Origin of the sequence: Mycobacterium sp. ITM-2016-00318, from assembly GCF_002968285.2 — a bacterium.
In the GTDB taxonomy this organism is placed as follows: domain Bacteria; phylum Actinomycetota; class Actinomycetes; order Mycobacteriales; family Mycobacteriaceae; genus Mycobacterium.
The window spans coordinates 1,242,678-1,262,976 of sequence record NZ_CP134400.1; the positions used below are offsets into that span (position 1 = coordinate 1,242,678).

The 20,299-nt window shown below is 66.8% G+C and carries 15 protein-coding genes; 7 read left to right on the forward strand and 8 right to left on the reverse strand.

The window, feature by feature from the left end; translation table 11 throughout:
* Positions 1–26: 26 nt before the first annotated feature.
* Genes C6A82_RS06070 through C6A82_RS06080 form a run of 3 tightly spaced genes read right to left on the reverse strand, consistent with a single transcriptional unit; the run spans position 27 to position 3,826 of the window.
* Positions 27–1,949 (reverse strand): zinc ribbon domain-containing protein, encoded by a 1,923-nt coding sequence (locus C6A82_RS06070; RefSeq protein ID WP_311101711.1) that lies wholly within the window; start codon positions 1,947–1,949, stop codon positions 27–29.
* Complete coding sequence (locus tag C6A82_RS06075) at positions 1,946–3,550, reverse strand: protease pro-enzyme activation domain-containing protein (protein WP_105344120.1); 1,605 nt, start codon at positions 3,548–3,550, stop codon at positions 1,946–1,948. The genes C6A82_RS06070 and C6A82_RS06075 overlap by 4 nt, the downstream gene beginning before the upstream one ends.
* A gap of 9 nt (positions 3,551–3,559) precedes the next feature.
* Positions 3,560–3,826, reverse strand: coding sequence for a hypothetical protein (locus tag C6A82_RS06080; RefSeq protein WP_105344121.1), 267 nt, complete (start codon positions 3,824–3,826; stop codon positions 3,560–3,562).
* A 232-nt stretch (positions 3,827–4,058) separates the two neighbouring features.
* Between C6A82_RS06080 and C6A82_RS06085 the strand changes: the two genes are divergently transcribed.
* From C6A82_RS06085 to C6A82_RS06095, 3 genes are all read left to right on the forward strand, one after another.
* Positions 4,059–4,754, forward strand: a complete 696-nt coding sequence (locus C6A82_RS06085) for a hypothetical protein (protein ID WP_396836784.1) — start codon at positions 4,059–4,061, stop codon at positions 4,752–4,754.
* Positions 4,751–6,325 (forward strand): DNA polymerase Y family protein, encoded by a 1,575-nt coding sequence (locus tag C6A82_RS06090; RefSeq protein WP_105344125.1) that lies wholly within the window; start codon positions 4,751–4,753, stop codon positions 6,323–6,325. Before C6A82_RS06085 ends, C6A82_RS06090 begins: the two co-directional genes overlap by 4 nt.
* Before the next feature lie 244 nt (positions 6,326–6,569).
* The gene (locus C6A82_RS06095) at positions 6,570–8,141 is read left to right on the forward strand and encodes an HNH endonuclease signature motif containing protein (RefSeq protein WP_105344129.1); all 1,572 of its coding nucleotides are present in this window, start codon (positions 6,570–6,572) and stop codon (positions 8,139–8,141) included.
* 387 nt (positions 8,142–8,528) lie between these two features.
* Here the strand turns inward: C6A82_RS06095 and C6A82_RS06100 are convergent, their stop codons facing one another.
* Genes C6A82_RS06100 through C6A82_RS06110 form a run of 3 tightly spaced genes read right to left on the reverse strand, consistent with a single transcriptional unit; the run spans position 8,529 to position 12,135 of the window.
* Positions 8,529–9,566 carry a nucleoside hydrolase gene (locus tag C6A82_RS06100; protein WP_105344131.1) on the reverse strand — a complete coding sequence of 346 codons (1,038 nt, stop codon included), beginning with the start codon at positions 9,564–9,566 and terminating at the stop codon, positions 8,529–8,531.
* A complete protein-coding gene (locus C6A82_RS06105; RefSeq protein WP_105344133.1) occupies positions 9,566–11,581 on the reverse strand; it encodes an SDR family oxidoreductase in 2,016 nt (671 codons plus the stop codon). The genes C6A82_RS06100 and C6A82_RS06105 overlap by 1 nt, the downstream gene beginning before the upstream one ends.
* Positions 11,582–11,634: 53 nt before the next feature.
* Positions 11,635–12,135 (reverse strand): MarR family winged helix-turn-helix transcriptional regulator, encoded by a 501-nt coding sequence (locus C6A82_RS06110; RefSeq protein ID WP_233216870.1) that lies wholly within the window; start codon positions 12,133–12,135, stop codon positions 11,635–11,637.
* Positions 12,136–12,267: 132 nt separating this feature from the next.
* On the opposite strand from C6A82_RS06110, the gene C6A82_RS06115 reads away from it, so the two are divergent.
* Genes C6A82_RS06115 through C6A82_RS06125 form a run of 3 tightly spaced genes read left to right on the forward strand, consistent with a single transcriptional unit; the run spans position 12,268 to position 17,366 of the window.
* A complete protein-coding gene (locus C6A82_RS06115) occupies positions 12,268–13,137 on the forward strand; it encodes a MaoC/PaaZ C-terminal domain-containing protein (protein WP_105344137.1) in 870 nt (289 codons plus the stop codon).
* A 29-nt stretch (positions 13,138–13,166) separates the two neighbouring features.
* The gene (locus C6A82_RS06120) at positions 13,167–14,036 is read left to right on the forward strand and encodes a universal stress protein (protein WP_311101712.1); all 870 of its coding nucleotides are present in this window, start codon (positions 13,167–13,169) and stop codon (positions 14,034–14,036) included.
* A 36-nt stretch (positions 14,037–14,072) separates the two neighbouring features.
* Positions 14,073–17,366 carry an error-prone DNA polymerase gene (locus tag C6A82_RS06125; RefSeq protein WP_311101713.1) on the forward strand — a complete coding sequence of 1,098 codons (3,294 nt, stop codon included), beginning with the start codon at positions 14,073–14,075 and terminating at the stop codon, positions 17,364–17,366.
* A gap of 3 nt (positions 17,367–17,369) precedes the next feature.
* Here C6A82_RS06125 and C6A82_RS06130 read toward each other — a convergent pair whose 3' ends face one another.
* Positions 17,370–18,905 carry an APC family permease gene (locus C6A82_RS06130; protein WP_105346747.1) on the reverse strand — a complete coding sequence of 512 codons (1,536 nt, stop codon included), beginning with the start codon at positions 18,903–18,905 and terminating at the stop codon, positions 17,370–17,372.
* 102 nt (positions 18,906–19,007) lie between these two features.
* Between C6A82_RS06130 and C6A82_RS06135 the strand changes: the two genes are divergently transcribed.
* On the forward strand, positions 19,008–19,646 hold the full coding sequence (locus tag C6A82_RS06135; protein WP_105346748.1) for a nitroreductase family protein: 639 nt from the start codon (positions 19,008–19,010) through the stop codon (positions 19,644–19,646).
* Here the strand turns inward: C6A82_RS06135 and C6A82_RS06140 are convergent, their stop codons facing one another.
* Complete coding sequence (locus C6A82_RS06140) at positions 19,647–20,135, reverse strand: tRNA (cytidine(34)-2'-O)-methyltransferase (RefSeq protein ID WP_105346750.1); 489 nt, start codon at positions 20,133–20,135, stop codon at positions 19,647–19,649.
* Positions 20,136–20,299: the final 164 nt, after the last annotated feature.

A 20,299-nucleotide genomic window follows, 5' to 3' on the forward strand; every position in this document is an offset into this window, starting at 1 on the left:
TTTGTCAATGTCAACATTTGCAGGTGTTAGCGCGGGGGATCGCCCCGCCAACTGAAGCTGTTGACGTACTTGCCCATATCCAGCGCTAGCTGCAGGTTCGCTCCTGACGGCTTGCCCAACCCGAAGTCAGGTCCGAATTGCCGGAACGGACCAACGGCCGCGGCGATCAGCGCAAGGTCGTTCTTCACCGCGACCATGGCAATCACCCGCATCCGCATGTAGTTGCTGTTGGCGCCCTGCGGCCAGCAGTCGGCAACCAGGCCGTACCCCGGCACGTAGCCCACCATTGCGTTGGGGATCTCGTATGCGGTCTTGGTATCTGGAAAGGTTTCGCGTACAAGGTCGTTGACGATCTGTTCGGGGGTTCGACCGTTGGCGGGGCGACTCATCAACTGCATGGTGCCGCCGTCGCCGCCGAGGAAATCGGCGCGCACCCCGGTCGGGCTTATGGTGATCCGATAGGCCTGGCTCGGGGCGGGATAGGAGACGGAGAACGTACCGTCGGGCGCGGTGAAGCGCGGATTGACCGCGACGGGCTCACCGGTCGGCGGATGCCCGCAGTCGGGCGGACACACATAGCGGGCAGGCGGCTTGTGAATGACCACCGACAGCCCGACGAGGGCGAATGCGACCACAAGGATGGCGAGGCCCCAGTTCCGCAGAAGGCGCGCACGCGACGTCCGCCGCACGGGCGTGGCGTCGTATGTCCCTTTCATCACGGAATAGCCGGGATGTGTGGCGTCAGTTGTCGGCTCGTCGGGATCGCGACTCGTCGGCCGCACCGCGCGGCGCTCCCTTCGTGAAGTCCGGGATGCGGCTCTTGTGGCGACGCCGCAGGCCGGACAGAACGCCATATCGGGGATCACATGATGACAGTGCGGACACAGCACCGGCTCGTCGGAATAGATCTCGTCATGTGCCTCGTGCAGCAGTGCGAGATGAAGTCCGATGCGCAGCATCAGAAGTGCCATGAGTGCGACCGTCAGATGGATCACCAACTGCAGCCATTGCGGTATGTGCGTGACGTCGACGAGTCCGAGCAGGGCGTACACCCCGACGACGGCCGCGGCGAATCCGGCCAGCGCGGCGCGAACGTACCCGGGATGTTGGTGCGCCTTCGACGGCGGCCTGGTGAACCACAGCGCCGCACCGATCAGGCCCCCCACCGCCGTCGCAGTCAGGGGAACCGCGATGCCTCGGATACCCGCCTCGACGATGAGCGACGAGACGGGCCTGCTGCGGGCGATCATTCCCGTGGCGAACTGCGGCGCCAACCGGGTGATGGTGGCGGCGGCTGTGAAGGCAAGCGCGCCGAGTGCGCCGATCATGAAGCCGTCCAAGGATTCCCGAGTCGATGGCCCTGTCAGGCGCACGACCAGCACCGAAACGAGCATAAGGAGCATCCCCCCGACCGGGATGGCGAGCCCTTCGCGGAGGATTCTGCCGCCTGTGATTCCCACGCCGAGGGGGACACCGTACGAGCGAGCCACCACGGCCCCGGTCAACAGCACCCAGCCGATCCCGAGCGCGATGCCCAATGCTGCGGTGAGGAGCAGAGATCCCAGTGGCAGATCGCGGTGGGCGTCGGTTTCGCGCATGTACAGAATGAACAACAGCGGTAATCCCAACGCTGCGACGGTGATCAACGCCGCGGGCATTCGTAGCGTCGCGAACGTCACCAACCCGAGAAGCACAAGGCCGAGGACGATCCGGAACGCCGTGCGGGATCGGTCCGGTAGGTGCGGGAACAGCGAACTGGCCAACGACGGCATCAGCAGGTGTTCACCAGGGGCGGCGCCGTAGGCGCGCGGTCGCAGCCAGGACGGCCCGTTTCCGCGGCGCTCCACCAGATGGTCACCGCAGAGACCGCAGAATTCGCCTGCCGGGACGTCGGTTTGACAGACCCGGCACTCCATCGTGTCCGGTGACTCTTCGGTCGGTGCGCTCATGCCGTCAGCTTCTGCAGGACGACAATGTTCCTGACGAGGTTGTCGATGTCAGGGGTGCCGAGGCCGGTCACCATGTCATAGCCCGGCGTCGCATCGGCCACCGCGTTCCCGCCGAGGGTGACATCGCGGAAGCCGGGTAGCCGGGAGCCTTCGGCGACCTTGTACAACAACGGATTCAGGTCGCCGAGCTGTCGTCCGCCGTTCGCGGCGAGCCACTGGTTCATCACCGCGGCCAGGCCCGCCCAGATCGGTGCCGACTGCGACGTGCCGCCCCCGACCAACTGCTTGCCGTTGAACACGATCTTGACCCCGGTGAACTGGTCGGCCACCGCGGAGACGTCGGGGGTGAGCCTGCGCCCGGGTTCCTGGTCCGGCAACACCGACCGCTGCCAGTCCGGCCGGTCGAACAGCGAGGACGCCCCGCCGCCGCTGCCCAGCGACAGCGGCACGTCGAACCACGCCTGTTCGGACTGCCACAGCCCGGCAGCGTCGGTGGACAGCGTGGTTCCGCCGACGTTGGTCATCTCGGGCAGGGATGCGACCGAGTCCAAGCCGATATCGGCGTCGCTCGGGGGTGACGACCAGTCCTGGCCGCCCTTGCACTCCAGGCCCGCAAGGTCGCCGCTGGCGTTGAAAGATGTTGTGCCGTTGGCATGTGCGACCGCGATCGCGGACCGGACCGGTGCCAGATCGGCGGCGGTGATCAGCTTGTCGCAGCCCCAGCCGATCGAGAAGCTCCACACCGCGCCGGGAAACTGTTGGTCGGCCGATTCCAGCATCTGTGCGATTTTCTCGAAGGCGCCGTCGCCTTCGACCGTCGGCCTGGCGTTGACGACGACCTTGCGCGCGTCGGGTGCGACGGCGTGCGCGACCTCGAGATCCATCGTCGTCTCGCCGCGCGGTGCGGCCGGTTGGCCACCTACCACGGTCGGAGTGAACTTCGGCAGTCCGTACAGCGACGAGAAGCCGTCAAGGTCGGCCTGGTCGTAACCGTCGAACGCGAAGATCACGATGGTCTGGCCTTTGCCGGTAAAGCCTTGGGCGGCAAGCTTGCTGACGTTGTAGGCGTTGCGCAGCGCGCTCGGCTGCAATCCCTGGTCCGGCACGTCCGTCGGCAGCATCGGTGGCTTGGACGTGTGATGCGGCGTGTAGCTCAGGATCCTGCCGAGCTCGACAACCTCCGGACGCAGTTCCTGGGGCACCGACGGCTGCTGCGGAGATGCATAGAACAGCTGACCGCGCTGACCGCGGTAGTCGTGTACCTCGACACCGAAGGCTGTGCCGACCCGTTGAGCGTTTCCTTCGACGACGGCCCAGTCGTGGCCTGGCCGCCATCGCACGAACAGACCTTGGGTGCGCGCCCAGCCCACCAGCCGATCGGGTGGTGCGGTATCGCGCAGGGCAACGGTCAGCTGAGCGTCATCGCGGTGTGAGGGGCCGAGATCCGTTGAAGCACCGAGCAACAGCGCAAACGGACCGCCGATCGGCGCAGGTGTGTCGTGCCCCTGCGTGATCCGCAGATCCGACGCAAGCACCAGCACCCCCGCCGCTGCGATCAACGCCAGCAGTCGGTGCCCGGCGCTTGTTCGCCAACCGGGCACCGCGGTGTGCTAGTTGTCGCCGGGAACGGCCGTCGGCGCCGCCGGTGCCGTCACGCCGGGTGAGAAGGGGTTCGGGCCACCGGGATCAAGGCGCGGGGCCTTCTCGGTCGGCTCGGGAGGCGGTGTGGTCGTGGTCGTTGTGGTGGTGGTCGTTGTCGAAGTCTCGGGAGCCTTCTCCTCTTCCTTCGCGCACGCGGCGGAAAGCCCGACAAGGGCGATGATGGCCGCGGCTCCGGCGATGGCCGGAAGGCGACGAGTCGTACGACGTGTCGTCATGGATTGTCCTATCTGTCCCCCGACGGGCGAATGAATCGCGTCAGTGCGATTCGTCGTTGGAAACCTTATCCGATAAGCGAATGTTTCCCAGGTTTTAAGCGGCAGGCGAAGGGGGGAGGGGATCTTTCACAGCGCTGCCGACGCTTGACGGTGTCGGTGGGCGGGTGTTTACTCGGGGTATCGAACATATTTTCGAACGCCGTGTGATTCGGATGAGGCGGAAGGTACTGCTGTGACCGCTGCGATGAGCCTGGATCGGCATCGGGTTGACCGCGCTGAACAGGTAGAACACCTGCGTCGCAAGATGGCGGCGATCTCCGGCAAGGTCGGTCCCGGTCGACGCGGCCAGGTGCCGTCGAACGAGGTGCTACCCGAGTCGAAAAGTTTGCTGCCGCTCCCAGAATCTCTGACTGAAGCCCTTCCGACCACGTTGCCGAAGGGAACAGTGGCGGTGCTGTCGGGGGCCCGATCAATGCCGCTGAGCATGGTGGCGGCGGTGACGGCTGCAGGTGGGCACGCGGCCATCGTCGGTCAGCCCGACATCGGCCTACTCGCCGCCGTCGAGATGGGAGCGGATCTGAGCCGGCTCGCTGTCATCCCTGACCCGGGTGCGGATCCCGTTGAAGTCGCGGCGGTGCTGATGGACGGCATGGATCTGGTGCTGCTCGGTCTCAACGGCCGTTCGGTGCCTGCGACCAGGGCGCGTGCGGTGATCGCCCGCGCGCGACAGAAGGGGTGCACGCTGTTGGTCACCGGTGGCGACCTGCAGGGCGCATCGACCCGGTTGGAGGCCAGGGTCAGCGGCTACGAAGTGACCGGCGGAGGCGACGGCAGGCCGCTGTCGGGATGCGGCCGGATCAGCCGCGTGCGGCTGGCCATGCGGGCACGAGGGCGGACCTTTAGGTCGGTGCACGCGGTAGGCGAATGAGCGCATCGCGGGTACTGGCCATCTGGTGCATGGATTGGCCTGCGGTCGCCGCGGCCGCCGCGGCGGAACTGTCCCCGACGTCCCCTGTCGCGGTCACGCTGGCCAATCGGGTCATCGCTTGCTCGGCGTCGGCCCGTGCGGTCGGGGTGCGCCGCGGTCTGCGCCGGCGCGAGGCCCAGGCCAGATGCCCGCAGTTGCATGTCGTGACCGCCGACCCGGCGCGCGATGCCCGTCACTTCGAGAACGTGACGACAGCGGTGGACGATCTGGTTCCGCGCGCCGAGGTGCTGCGACCGGGACTGCTGGTGTTGCCGGTGCGCGGGGCGGCGCGCTACTTCGGCTCCGAGCAGGCCGCCGCCGAGCGGTTGGTCGACGCGGTGGCCTCCGCAGGCGCCGAATGCCAGGTGGGTATCGCCGATCGACTGGCCACCGCGGTGTTCGCCGCACGCGCAGGACGGATCATCGAGCCCGGCAAGGATGCGGTGTTCCTGTCGGCACTGTCCATCAGGCAGCTGGCCACCGAACCGGGCCTGGCTGCACGAGGCCGTGAGGACCTCGCGGATCTGTTGTGGCGCATGGGTATCCGCAACATCGGGCAGTTCGCCGCACTGTCCCGCGCCGATGTGGCGTCCCGGTTCGGAGCGGATGCGGTGGCCGCGCATCGATTCGCCCGTGCCGAGCCGGGCCGAGGGCCGTCGGGTCGCGAACCGCCGCAGGAGCTCGACGCCGTGATGGACTGCGACCCGCCGATCGACCGGGTGGATGCCGCTGCGTTCGCAGGCCGGTCACTGGCGGGAGATCTGCACCGCAGCCTCGAGGCGGCCGGCGTCGGCTGCACACGGCTTGCCATCCACGCGGTGACCGCCAACGGGCAAGAGCTGAACCGGGTTTGGCGTTGCGCGGAGCCGCTGACCGAGGACGCCACCGCGGACAGGGTGCGCTGGCAGCTGGACGGTTGGCTGAACCGGCGCAATCCGAACGACAGGCCAACGGCACCGATCACCGTGCTGCGGCTGAAGCCGGTGGAAGTGGTCTCGGCCGAGGCGTTGCAGCTGCCGCTGTGGGGTGGCGTCGGTGAAGAAGACCGGCTACGCGCCCGTCGTGCGCTGGTTCGGGTTCAGGGTCTGCTCGGACCGGAGGCTGTGCAGGTGCCGGTGCTCAGCGGAGGCCGTGGGCCCGCCGAGCGAATCACGTTGACGCCGTTGGGTGACGAGCCGGTGCCGAGGGCCGATCCCGGTCAGCCGTGGCCGGGCCAACTGCCCGAACCATCGCCGACCGTGCTGCTGGACGACCCGGTCGAGGTGCTCGACGGCGACGGCAATTCAGTGCGGGTAACCAGCAGGGGATTGTTCACCGCTGCTCCGGCGCGGCTTGTCGCACCCGGCAGGGAGGGTGCGTTGTCCTGGTGGGCGGGGCCGTGGCCGGTCGACGAGCGGTGGTGGGACCCCGACCAGGACCGCAAGGCTGGACGCACCGCGCGGGCGCAAGTACTGATCGATGGAGATCCTGAACAGGCACTGCTGCTGTGTTTCCGACAGCGGCGGTGGTACCTGGAGGGTATCTACGAGTGAACCTTTTCGATGTCGGGCAGCTTCCAGGTCCTGTCGAACAGCGGCTCGTCCGGCCCGCGCCTCCAGTGCACGGCGGTGCACTGACCGATCGGCGATCTCGGCCGGATTCGACGGCGGACCCGATGCCGGTTCATGTCGCTGCCACAGAGTTCGCATCTGGCGTCTCCCACGTCGGTGCCGACATTCAGCCGCAGGTGGCGCTGCGCGAGGGTGTTTGTCGGGCCCACCGGGTAGGTTCGAACCTATGTTCGATAATCTCGCGCCGACCGAGTTGGTGGTGGCGATCGCCGATTCGCAACGCCAGGAATCGATGGTGATGGCGCAGCGGATGGCGGCGGTGGCCGAACTGTTGGCTCAGCGGACCGCCGAGATCCATGACGAGGATCCCGATCCGGGATACATGATTGTGACGGGCTTTCAGCGCACCACCGCCGAGGTTGCCGCGGCGATGAATCTGTCTGCCTCCGCGGCCTGCTTCGTGGTCTCCCACGCCCACACGCTTGCGGAGCGGCTGCCGAAGGTGGCGGCGGTGCTCGCGATGGGTGATACCGACTGGCGCACGGTGAAGCTGATCATCACCCGCACCGAGTTCGTCAGCGACAGCGTGATCGGGCGCCTAGACAAGCAGTTGGCCAACCGGATAGCGAAGTGGCGCTGCTGGTCACGCAAACGGATCATCAACGCCGTCGACGCCACGGTGCGCACGATGGATCCCGACGCGATCCTCGAACGTCTGCGCCGGGAGGACAAGCGCCACGTCGGCGTGACCCCGCAGAGTGACGGCACCGCCAAAGTGGAGGGCGTCCTCGCCGCGGAAGCCGGGATGGCATTCGACAAGCGGCTCGCCGAGCTGGCCGACGGCGTGTGCCGTGCCGACCCACGTACCCGTGATCAGCGGCGCGCCGATGCCATGGAGGCGATGGCTGAACGGCGCGCGCTTGTCTGCCTGTGCGGCGCCGACGACTGCCCCAACCGTTCGGACGAACCTGCGCCCGCAAGGAGGATCATGGTCAACGTCATTGCCGGAGCGGAGACGGTTCTCGGCGGCGGCGACGCGCCCGGCTACATCGAGGGCTACGGCGTGATCGACGCCGAGCAGGTCCGTTCACTCGCCGAGAAGGCGCACCTGCGGACACTCGAGGAACCCGCCGTCAGCGACGCTGAAGCGCTGCGTTACCAGCCCACCGCCGCGGTGGAACGGTGGGTGCGGATGCGCGATCTGACATGCCGCTTTCCCGGGTGCGATCGTGCGGCGGTGATCTGCGATGTGGACCACACCATTCCGTTCAACCGCGCCGACCCGCGAAACGGCGGTCCGACGGTTCCGTGGAACCTCAAGTGCCTCTGCCGTGAACACCATCGGGACAAGACCTTCGTCGACGGCTGGCGCGATGAGCAACTTCGCGACGGCACGGTGATCTGGACGTCGCCAACCGGTGAGGTGTATCGCACCGCGCCCGGCGGCGTGGACCTGTTTCCCGACATGGCGACATCCACCGCCTGTCAGGAGCCGAAGCCAAGTCGCCGCAACCGATCCCGCGATCGAGCAGCCCGGATCGCCCGCATTCGTCAGCGGAATCGCATCCAGCGGCCGATCAACGAGGCTCATCGCCGCCTTCAGCAGGCGCGCCGTCGAGAGATCGGTTACCGCAAGCACCGCAACCACATGCGCAAGATGCTGTTCCTCCTCAAAGGAAGATCAAGCACCAGCCCGTTCTGTGCCTGGATCAACGATCCGTTCGAACCCGAAGAGCTACCACCGGATTGGCAGCCACCGCCCCAACCGCCGCCGCTTCGCGATGACCCACCTTTCTAGTCTCCTTTTCAGCCGCCGGACTTGCAGAATCGATAGCGTCGAGAGGTAGGCGGCTTTCGGCGACGGTTATCCCGTTGCGGTCGTGGAGAATCCCACCCTGTCGCTGCACGATGACGCCGAAGTCGTGCGACGTGCCATCAACGCATCTTGGCCGACGTACAGGTGCCGTGGGGCGTCAACGCCATGGCTGAGTCGGTCGACGTGCCCGCATGGCTCGATAAACCAAGCTGGTATCTGCTCGCATCCGAGGACCGCATGATCCCCCCGTCTGCCCAGCTTGCGATGGCGCAACGGGCCGGCGCAACCACGGTCGAGGTGGCCGCCAGCCGTGCCGTCTACATGTCACAGCCCCCGCGCTGTTGCGGCGATCATTCGCCAGGCGTGCGGCTAAGCCAGAGTTCGAGCGAACTGGCCGACGCGGGAGATGAATCGCTCGAAGAAGGCGCCGGGGTCGACGTCAACGCCGATGAGCGCGTTGGGCTCCCGGCCCCAGCGCCCCGACCAGTCGGCAATGGTCATGCCGCGCGTCAGCGTGCCGGTCAACTCGACGTCGACGGTGGCAGGCCTCGTCCGCACCAATTCCGGGTCCAGCGCGACGGCGGCGGCCAGCGGATCGTGCAGATGCGCGAGAAAGCCCTCGTCCTGGTCGAAGTGGAACTCGAAGTAGAACCGCATCGCATCTTCGAGCACCCGGATCAACGGGTTCGCCGCGGCCGATCGGGTGCCGCGCTCGTCGAGCACACTCATCGGTGCGGATGAGGATTTCGCCTCCGTGGCCAACCGACCCAGAAGTGCCGGTGTCATCGCGATGTTCTCCGTGAGGTTCAGCCCCAGCACGATCGGCAGGTGTTGCGGCCGATCGAGTCCCCATGCGGCCGACCAGACGTTGAACACCTCATGCGCGGACTCGGGATCGACGCTGATGTTCCATTCGGCGACGGGCGTCGTATTTCCGCGGTATTCGAACGCGCCGCCCATGATGACCAGCCGCCGCAGCAGTGTCGGCAACGCGGGCTCCTGCCGGAGCGCGAGCGCCAGATTGGTCAGCGGGCCGGTCGCCACCGCGATCAGCTCGCCGGGATAGGCCTGCGCGGCCCCGATCCACGCCTGCGCTGCGTCGTACTCCGCGAGCCGGCGTTGCGTGGAAGGCAGGGTGGCATAGCCCAGCCCTTGCGGGCCGTGCGTGTCCTCGGCGGTGCGAAGCGGCGTGCTCAGGGGCTGCTCGGCTCCCTTTGACACCGGGACACCGTCTACCCGGCACAACTCGAGCAGACCGAGGTTGTTCTCGCAGACCTGTTGTACCGGAACGTTTCCCGCGGTCGAGGCGATACCCACCAGCTCGGCGTCGGCACTTCCGAACAGATAGGCCAACGCCATCGCGTCGTCCACACCCGTGTCGACGTCTGCGAAGACGGGCTGCGGCACTACCAGTGCACCCCGGGCACCGACCGGACCGCGCGCTTGATCGGGCTCGGCACCCGCACGTTCGCCACCGCCCGGCTCGGCCGACGCGGCCGCCGCGGCGGCGTGCGCGGGGCTTCGTCCGCATCGAGGCCGCGCGCTGCCGCCGAGTCCGGATAGCCCAGGTAGATCTGGTGCAGAACTCGTCGCGACAGCTTCGGCGTGAAGTACATGCCGACATCGGCGAGCGTGCCGATCGGAGTGTCGATCCGTGCGGGCTTCTCGACGAGGCCGCGCACCACCATCGCCGCCGCGTGTTCCGTGGTGATCGGGGGCATCGGATTGAGCCTGCGGGACGGCGCGATCATCGGCGTCTTGACCAGCGGCATGTGAATGTTTGTGAACGTAATATGGTCCGAAAGCGTTTCCGTGCCAACCACTTCTGCGAACGCATCGAGCGCGGCCTTGGTCGGGATGTAGGCGCTGTACTTGGGACTGCTGGCCTGAACGCCTGCGCTGGACACGTTCACCACGTGGCCGAAGCGGCGTTCGCGCCAGTGCGGCAGCAGTGCGAGCACCATGCGGACCGAGCCGAAGTAGTTGACCGCCATCACACGCTCGTAGTCGTGGAGCCGGTCGGTGGAGGCTGAGATCGATCGGCGGATCGAGCGCCCAGCGTTGTTGACGAGGTAGTCCACGTGCCCGAAGCGGCCGAGGATGTCCTTGACGGTGTGTTCGACGGACGCCGAGTCGGTCACATCACACGTGAAGGCATATGCGCGACCACCCATTTCGTGGATCTCGGCGACCAGATCGTCGAGCGCCTCGGCGTTGCGGGCCAACGCGAAGATCGTCGCGCCGCGTTCGGCAACCGCGACCGCCGACGCCCGGCCGATCCCGCTGGATGCGCCGGTGATGATGACGTGCTTGCCCACCAGCGGCCCCGCCGGGTCGTCCCTGCGTGCTCGATCGGAGTCGAGGTTCTCAGCCCAGTACCGCCACAGCTTAGGTGCGTAGGACGAGAACTGCGGGACCGCTATCCCGCTGCCTTGCAACGCTTCCCCAGTGTTGTCGGCGGTGAAGGTCGGCATCAGGTCGACGACGTCGAGAATCTCGGCCGGGATGCCCAGCTGCGTGACGGCCATGTTGCGTAGCACCTTAGCGCGACCGGTCGCACGGAGGATCGGGGTGGCCGCGCCACGTGGCAGCGAGCCCCGCAGCGGTGGCAGTCCCGCCGCCTTCGCGATGCCCCGGTAGATGCCGCGTAGGCCGATGCTCTCGGGTGCGGTGAGGTGGAACGTCTGACCGTCGCGCTCAGGTACGTGCATCAGTTCGGTGAGGGCGTCGACCACATAGTCGACGGGCACGATGTTGGAGCGTCCGATATCGGGCAGCATGATCGGGGTGAACGACGGCAGCACCGCCAGCCTCCGCAGAATGGGGAAGAAGTAGTACGGGCCGTCGACCTTGTCCATCTCGCCGGAGCGCGAATCACCCACCACCACGGCGGGCCGGTACACGCGGTAGCGCAGCCCGGGCTCCGACCGCACCAGCATCTCGGCCTCGAACTTGGCCTGGTGATACGGCGTCGGCAGATCCTGGCCGATGTCGAAATCCTTTTCGGTGTACTCGCCGCGGTGTGTGCCCGCCACCGCGATCGACGACACATGATGCAGGGTCGCGTTGAGCCTGCACGCGAGCGCGATCACGGCCCTCGTGCCCTCTACGTTGGCGGCCCGCTGGACGGCCTCGGAGACGGTGATGTCGTAGATCGCGGCGCAGTGCACCACGTGATCGACGGATCCGAGCTCGGCCAGAGTCTCATCGGAGAGGGCCAGTCCGTCCGCGGTGAGGTCGCCCACGAGCGGCTTCGCCCGATCACCCCACGGTGCGTCGCCCCGCGACGCCAGTTTCTCGAACCTCGTCAGGGACTCTCTGCGGACCAGCACCCATACCTCGGAATCGGGTGCACGATCCAGAATTCGCGACACGGCACGGCGGCCAATAAACCCGGTACCGCCGGTAACGACATAGCGCATCCGGTCATGCTCGTCCGCAGCCCGGCAAACGTCAACGCATTGTGACGCGTCGGTCAGTCCAGGCCGGTCGGCGCGGACTCGTATGACCGGTCGCGATCGCCGGCGGAAGCGCGGACCCGCGCGATGGCGGCGGTCAAGGAACGGGCCTGTGAGGCGGGCAGTCCGGGAAGTCCGAAATCGACACGGGCGAGGGCCTCGGTGGCCCTGTCGGCCACCTTCCGACCCTCCTCGGTGACCGTCACCACCCTGGCCCGCCGGTCCCTGGGGTGAGAGACCCGCTTGACCAGTTGCTTGGCCTCCAACCGCTCGACACTCAGCGTGACCGTGGTCGGGTGCACCATCAGATGCCACGCCAGCCTGCTCAGCAGCCGTGTGCCGGTCTCGCTGAGCTGCAGCGCTTTAAGAATCTGGTAGTCGGTGACGCTGAGGTTGACCTCGCTGCGAAGACAACCGTCGATCGAAGTGGTCATCAGATGGTGCAGCCGCAGCACCGACGTCATCGCCAGGAAACCCGTGGGATCCTCCTCGCTCTGTTGCTCCCAGTAATAACGCATCCATTGCAGAGGATCGTGTTGTTGCGTTGCCGTCAGCGCCTGAATCACCATGTACCGATAGCCAAAAAAAGGCCGCTCAATCCTTGCGCGACCCGGACGGATATCGTCCGAGTCGACCCGAAGGGAGTGTCAATGCCGATCGACCCCAACGCGATAGGCGCGAAAACGGAGCCGCACATCTTCGAGTGGACCGATCGGGACACGATGCTGTACGCGCTCGGCGTCGGCGCCGGCCTCGATGATCTTGCGTTCACCACGGAGAACAGCCACGACATCCCGCAGCAGGTGCTGCCTACGTATGCCGTGATCGCATGCACCGGCTTCGCGGCGGCAGGCAAAATCGGCTCGTTCAACTTCGCGATGCTGCTGCACGGATCCCAGCAGATCCGGCTGTTCGAACCGCTGCCCGCCGCCGGGAAGCTGAGCGTTGTCGGCGAGGTCGCCGACATCCAGGACAAGGGTGAGGGCAAGAACGCCGTCGTCATGCTGAAGGCGACCGGCACCGACCCGGACACCGGGAAGGTCGTCGCGGAGACGATGTCGACCGCGGTCATCCGTGGCGAGGGCGGCTTCGGCGGACAACCGGGCCAGCGCCCCGTGGCACCCGAGATTCCCGACCGCGAACCCGATGCGAAGATCGCGCTGCCGACCCGCGAAGACCAGGCGCTGATCTACCGGCTGTCCGGCGACCGCAACCCGCTCCACAGCGACCCGTGGTTCGCACGCGAACTCGCTGGGTTCCCGAAGCCCATCCTGCACGGGCTGTGCACCTACGGGGTCGCCGGACGGGCGCTCGTCGGTGAGCTCGGCGGCGGTGACGCGACGAAGGTCACCGCGATCGCATCGCGCTTCACGTCACCGGTGTTTCCCGGGGAGACGCTGACGACCTCGATCTGGCGTACCGAGGGGGGCCGTGCGGTGTTCCGCACCGAGGCGGCGGGCCGGGACGGATCGGATGCGCGGTTGGTGCTCGAGGACGGCGTCGCCGAATACACCGACTGAGCAGGCGCCGGTGGTAGAGGATGTCCATCATGAAGCTGGTCGTGGGATACCTGGCCACACCCGGTGGGGCGGACGCGGTGGCTCTCGGCGTTCGGTTGGCCCGGACGCTGGGCGCCGAGTTGGAGTTGTGCATCGTTCTGCCTGCCGACCGCGGCGGCGTCGCCCGCCTTTCGGTCGGCGACTTCGACGCCCTACTCAGCGAGCAGGCGCAGAAGTGGCTCGACGAGGCTGCCGTGCCAAGCGACGTCGTCGCGCGCAGCCACGTGAGTTTCGCCGAGTCGTTCGCCGACGGCCTGATCAATGAGATCGCCCGGCTCGAGGCCGACGCCATCGTGGCGGGCGGCGCGGGAGGCGGGCTGGCGGGGCCGTTGTCGCTGGGATCGGTCGTCAACGAGCTCCTGCACTCGTCTCCGGTTCCTGTCGCGGTCGCGCCGCGAGGCACCCGCCACTCCGACGTCGAACGGGTTCGCGAGGTGACGTGCGCGATCGGCGAGCGTGAGGGTGCAGACCTGTTGCTGCGCACCGCGGTTCGTTTCAGCAAGGCGGCGGGCACACCGTTACGACTGGCCTCGCTCGTCGCCCTCGATCCGACGTTCGGTCAGCTGCGCGGTGACCCCGATGCCGTGCGCGAGCGGGCGCTGGCGCATGCGCAGCAGACGTTGGAAGCCGCCAAAGAAGCGCTGTCCGAGGCGATTCCGGTGACGTCGACGATCGTCGACGGGCCGACGGTCGAGGATGCGGTCAGCAAGCTCGACTGGCGCGACGGCGACCTGATCATGGTCGGGTCGAGCCGGCTCAGCGCGCCCAAGCGGCTGTTTCTCGGCTCGACGGCGGCCAAGATGCTGCGCGTCCTCGACGTGCCGATGATGGTCGTGCCGCGAGACCAACTCGAGGGCTGACTCGATATCGAACACCTGTTCGAGTACGCTGGTGGGATGGGTTGGCATACCGGGCCGCCGAGCTGGACCGAGATGGAGCGGGTGCTCCACAGTAAGCCGCGCCGCGCCGGCTGGCCCATCGACGATCAGATCGGCAACGGCGGCGACAGCCCCGCCTGGTCCCGCAAGCGGGGGAGCTACCAACCGCTGGACATGCAGCGGCCGTCCTCCGCGGTTCCGTATGCGGAGCTGCACGCGCATTCGGCGTACAGCTTCCTCGACGGTGCAAGCACGCCGGAGGAACTCGTCGAGGAGGCCGCCCGGCTCGATCTGCGCGCCGTCGCGCTGACCGATCACGACGGGCTCTACGGCGTGGTCCGCTTCGCAGAAGCCGCCAAGGAACTCGGCATCCGGACGGTGTTCGGTGCCGAACTGTCCCTCGGCGGCGGCGACCGCACCGAGGAGCCCAATCCCCGCGGACCGCATCTGCTGGTGCTCGCCCGCGGTCCCGAAGGGTATCGACGGCTGTCGCGCCAACTGGCGACCGCCCATCTGGCCGGCGGCGAGAAGGGCATCCTGCGCTATGACTACGACGCGCTCACCGAGGCAGCCGGCGGACACTGGCACATCCTCACCGGGTGCCGCAAAGGCCATGTCCGTCAAGCGCTTACCGACGGCGGTCCGGATGCCGCGGAGAAGGCACTTGCCGATCTGGTGGACCGGTTCGGACGCGACCGGGTCAGCATCGAACTCACCCATCACGGGCATCCGCTCGACGACGAGCGCAATGCCGCGCTCGCACAGCTGGCAGCGCGGTTCGTTGTCGGCGTCGTCGCCACCACCGCCGCCCACTTCGCCGAGCCGTCGCGCGGCAGGCTGGCGATGGCCATGGGGGCGATCCGGGCCCGCAACTCGATCGACGAGGCGGCGGGCCACCTCGCGCCGCTCGGTGGTTCGCATCTGCGGTCGGGGGAGGAGATGGCACGGCTATTCGCGCACTCGCCCGAGGTGGTGACCGCGGCGGCAGATCTCGGCGAGCAGTGCGCCTTCGAGTTGGCGCTGATCGCCCCGCAGCTGCCGCCGTTCGACGTACCCGAGGGGCACACCGAGAACAGCTGGCTTCGGCATCTGGTCATGACGGGCGCCAGGAACCGGTACGGGCCGCCGGAGCGGGCGCACCGGGCATACGCCCAGATCGAGCATGAGCTGAGAATCATTGAACAGCTGAGCTTTCCGGGCTACTTCCTGGTGGTGCACGACATCACCCGGTTCTGCAAAAACAACGGCATCCTGGCCCAGGGCAGGGGATCGGCAGCCAACTCGGCGGTCTGCTACGCACTCGGCGTCACCAACGTCGACCCGGTCGCCAACGAATTGCTGTTCGAACGGTTCCTGTCTCCGGCGAGGGACGGGCCGCCCGATATCGACATCGACATCGAGTCGGATCTGCGGGAGAAGGCCATCCAGTACGTCTACGACCGCTACGGTCGCGACTACGCCGCCCAGGTCGCCAACGTCATCACCTACCGCGGTCGCAGCGCGGTGCGCGATATGGCTCGTGCGCTCGGGTTCTCGCAAGGCCAGCAGGACGCGTGGAGCAAGCAGATCGGCCAGTGGGGCAATCTCACCGAAGCGACCCACGTCGAGGGTGTTCCCGAACCGGTGATCGACCTGGCCACCCAGATTTCCAACCTGCCGCGGCACATGGGAATCCACTCCGGCGGCATGGTGATCTGCGACCGGCCGATCGCCGACGTCTGCCCGGTGGAATGGGCGCGGATGGAGAACCGCAGCGTGCTGCAGTGGGACAAAGACGACTGCGCGGCAATCGGTTTGGTGAAGTTCGACATGCTCGGCCTCGGCATGCTGTCCGCCCTGCACTACTGCATCGACCTGGTGGCCGAGCACAAGGGCATCGACGTCGACCTGGCCAAGCTCGACCTCTCTGAGCCAGCGGTGTACGAGATGCTGCAGCGCGCCGATTCCGTCGGCGTGTTCCAGGTGGAGTCGCGTGCGCAGATGGCCACGCTGCCGCGACTGAAGCCGCGGGTGTTCTACGATCTGGTCGTCGAGGTGGCGTTGATCCGTCCCGGACCGATCCAAGGCAACTCGGTGCACCCCTACATCGGCAGGCGAAACGGCACCGAACCGGTGGTCTACGACCATCCCTCGATGGAGCCGGCGCTTCGGAAAACCCTCGGTGTTCCGCTTTTTCAGGAGCAGCTCATGCAGCTGGCCGTCGACTGCGCAGGCTTCACCGCCGCGGAGGCCGACCAGTTGCGCCGCGCGATGGGGTCCAAACGGTCAACAGAGCGGATGCGCAGGCTGCGCGGCCGGTTCTACGACGGGATGCGCAACCGGCACGGCATCACCGGCGACGTGGCCGACCGGATCTACGAGAAGCTGGAGGCGTTCGCGAACTTCGGTTTCCCGGAGAGCCATTCGCTGTCGTTCGCCTCGTTGGTCTTCTATTCGTCGTGGTTCAAGCTGCACCATCCCGCCGCGTTCTGCGCGGCGCTGCTGCGGGCGCAGCCGATGGGGTTCTACTCGCCGCAGACGCTGGTCGCCGATGCCCGTCGGCACGGGGTCAGCGTGCACGGACCGGATGTCAACGCCAGCCTCGCGCACGCGACGCTGGAGAACGTGGGCTCCGAGGTGCGGCTCGGCATCGGCAGCGTCCGCCATATCGGTGACGAACTCGCCGAGCAGATCGTCGACGAACGAAATGCCGACGGGCCGTTCGGTTCTCTGCTTGATCTCACCGGCCGGGTGCAGCTGTCGGTCCCGCAGACCGAAGCGCTTGCGACGGCTGGGGCGCTGGGTTGTTTCGGGATCACCCGGAGAGAAGGGCTGTGGGCTGCGGGCGCGGCCGCCACCCAGAGATCGGACCGGCTGCCAGGCGTCGGCGCGTCGTCGCACGTTCCGGCGCTGCCGGGGATGTCGGAGGTGGAACTGGCGGCCTCGGATGTGTGGGCGACCGGAGTGTCGCCCGACAGTTATCCCACCCAGTTCCTTCGGGCAGATCTCGACGCGCTTGGTGTCATCACCGCGGATCGGCTGCTTTCGGTTCCCGACGGCACCAGGGTGCTTGTCGCCGGGGCGGTGACCCATCGGCAGCGGCCCGCGACGGCGCAGGGCGTGACGTTCCTCAACATCGAGGACGAGACCGGCATGGTGAACGTGGTGTGTTCGCGCGGGGTGTGGGCACGTCATCGCAAGCTGGCGCAGACGGCGTCGGCGATGGTGGTCCGCGGACAGGTCCAAAACGCCACCGGCGCAGTGACGGTCGTCGCCGACCGACTCAGCAAGCTCGACATGCGGATCGCATCCCGCAGCCGCGATTTCCGGTAGAAGCTACGGTTCGTCGACCACGACGACGGGCGTGTCCTTGCGCAAGGTCTCACCCCTGAAGAACTCGGGTTGCCTGGCGCGCATCAGCAGCATGAAGACCACGCCGACCACGATCAGCCCGAGCCCGAGGATCAACACCAGGCCAACGCCGCCGATGCTCGCGCCGCTGCCGTAGTCGGGCGACGCACTGTCGCGGAGCGTGACGATGAAGACGCCGAGCAGGCCGAGACCGCCCAGCAACGGGAACAGCAGTTTGAACACGAAATTTGCTGCACTCGAGAACAATTCGCGGCGGAAAAACCAGATGCAGGCGAACGCGGTCAGGCCGTAGTAGAAGCAAATCATGATGCCGAGCGAGTAGATCGTGTCGGTGAGCACGCTCTCGCTGAGGAAGGTGAGTATCGAGTAGAACAGCGCCGCACCGACACCCGCGGCGACCGTCGCATACGACGGCGTCAGATGCCGGGGATGGATGGTCGCGAACTTCTTCGGGAAGGCCTTGTAGACCCCCATTGCCAACATGGTCCGCGACGTCGGCAGGAACGTCGTGATCAGGCTCGCGGCACTGGATGCGACCACGGCGAGGAACAGGAACGTGTCGAGCGGACTACCCAGCACAGGCTCCGCGAGCGCGCCGAAGACGTTGTCGGAGATCTCTTCGTTGGCCAAGCCGAGTCCTTCGGCCCCGACGCCTGCATACATCTGGGTTGCCACGGCCACGAGCAGATAGGTGCACAGGATCGACACCACGCACAGCAGCGCGGCGCGGCCGGGAGTCTTGTCCGCGTCGCGGGACTCCTCGTTGACGGTCAGCGCGGTATCCCAGCCCCAGAACGCGAATATCGATCCCGAGAGGCCTGCGATGAACGCCGACATCGTCAGGCCCGCTGGGCTGAACCAGTCGAGGCTGAACGCCATGCCGGTCTCCGAAGACCCCGATTTCGTCAGCGCGACCACGGCGAACAGCAGCAGAACGACCATCTGGAAGCCGACGAGCACGAACTGCACGCGTTCGGTCGTGGTGATCCCGCGGTAGGCGACCGCGGTCGCGATGGACAGGAAGACAACACAGGTGACCACGTTGATGCCGCGGTTCTCCCACAGTGTGGCGACGGACTCGCTGCCGATCAGATCACCGATGAACTGATAGAAGAACTGAACGGCCACGCCTGCGAGGTTCGACAGCACGATGACGGTGGCGAGCACGGCGGCCCAACCGCCGAGCCATCCGATGTAGGGCCCGAATGCCTTTGTGGTCCATGTGAACGACGTCCCGCAGTCCGGCGCCACCTTGTTGAACTCGCGGTAGGCGTAGGCGGCGAAGAACATCGGCAGGAATCCGGCGATGATCACCACTGGCATCTTCGACTCCGCCTCGGCCACCAGAATGCCGATCGTCGCCGTCAGCGCGTAGGCGGGAGCCACCGACGAAATACCGAGTACCGTGCCGCCGAGCAGGCCGACGGCGTTGTGCGAGAGCCCCTTGTCCTGAAGGTCCGCTTCGGGCTGATGATGCGGGTCGTGCGCTTCGATCGTCATGGTGACCTCGCAGGGCTCGTGCCGATGAGGATCCGATCGTATCGACGTTGGACACTTCCTGCGTGAATTCGACTGCCATGAAAGCGAATGTAGTCTCGCGGCATGACACTCAACCTGTCCGTCGATGACGTTCTGACGACCACGCGCTCGGTACGCAAGCGGCTCGATCTGGAGAAGCCGGTGCCCCGCGAGGTGCTGATGGAGTGCCTCGACCTGGCGCTGCAGGCGCCGACGGGCTCCAATTCCCAGGGCTGGCAGTGGGTGTTCGTCGACGAGCCGGACAAGAAGAAGGCGATCGCCGACATCTACCGGCACAACGCGACGGCTTATCTCGACCGGGAGCGGCCGACGCGCGGCGACCTGCGTGACGACCAGATCGGTGCCGTGATGAGTTCGGCAAAGTATCTCAACGAGCATTTCCACGAGGTGCCGGTGATGTTGATTCCGTGCCTGGAGGGCAGCCCCGACGACGCGGTAGCGGGCAGCGCCGGGTTTTGGGGCTCATTGCTGCCCGCGGTCTGGAGCTTCATGCTGGCGCTGCGCTCGCGCGGTCTCGGCTCCGCATGGACCACACTGCATCTGGTCGGAAAGGGCGAGAAGTTGGCGGCCGATGTGCTCGGCATCCCGTACGACAACTACCGGCAGGGCGGGCTCTTCCCGATCGCCTACACGAAGGGCACCGACTTCAAGCGGGCAAAGCGTCTGCCCGCAGAGCAGTTCACCCACTGGAATTCATGGTGATCAGTCCCCCGCCAGCGGGCGGTGCCCCCCGGCGCCGGTGAACCCGTGCTGGCGCCACGCCTCGTAGACGGCGACGGCTGCGGCGTTGGACAGGTTCAGTGACCGTCTGCCTTCCAGCATCGGAATCCGCACCCGCGACGTGATGTGCGGATCGGCCAGCGTCGCCTCGTCCAGGCCCGTGGGTTCGGGACCGAACATCAACACGTCGCCGGGTTCGTAGCCGACATCGGCGAACGACGCCGTCGCGTGCGCGGTGAACGCGTGCACGCGCGTCGGCGCCATGGCCTCCCACGCCGCCGCCAGATTCCGGTGCACGGTCACCGAGGCGAGATCGTGGTAGTCGAGCCCGGCCCTACGCAGCTTCGGTTCGGACAGCTCGAAGCCGAGAGGCTCGACCAGATGCAGTTCGCATCCCGTCCCGGCGACCATTCGGATCGCGTTACCGGTGTTGGGCGCGATCCGCGGCGAGAAAAACATGACGCGGAACATTTCTCGATGATTGCAGGGGGCCCGAATGCATTTGCTCTGGCGCTGCCTAAGAGCGAAGTGAGCAAGCCTCCGAACCTTGGCTGTTCAGTAAGAATTGTGGAACCTGCCGGGCGTGACTGGCATACTCGATCAATTGCCAGGCGATGAACGCCGGCCCGAACGTG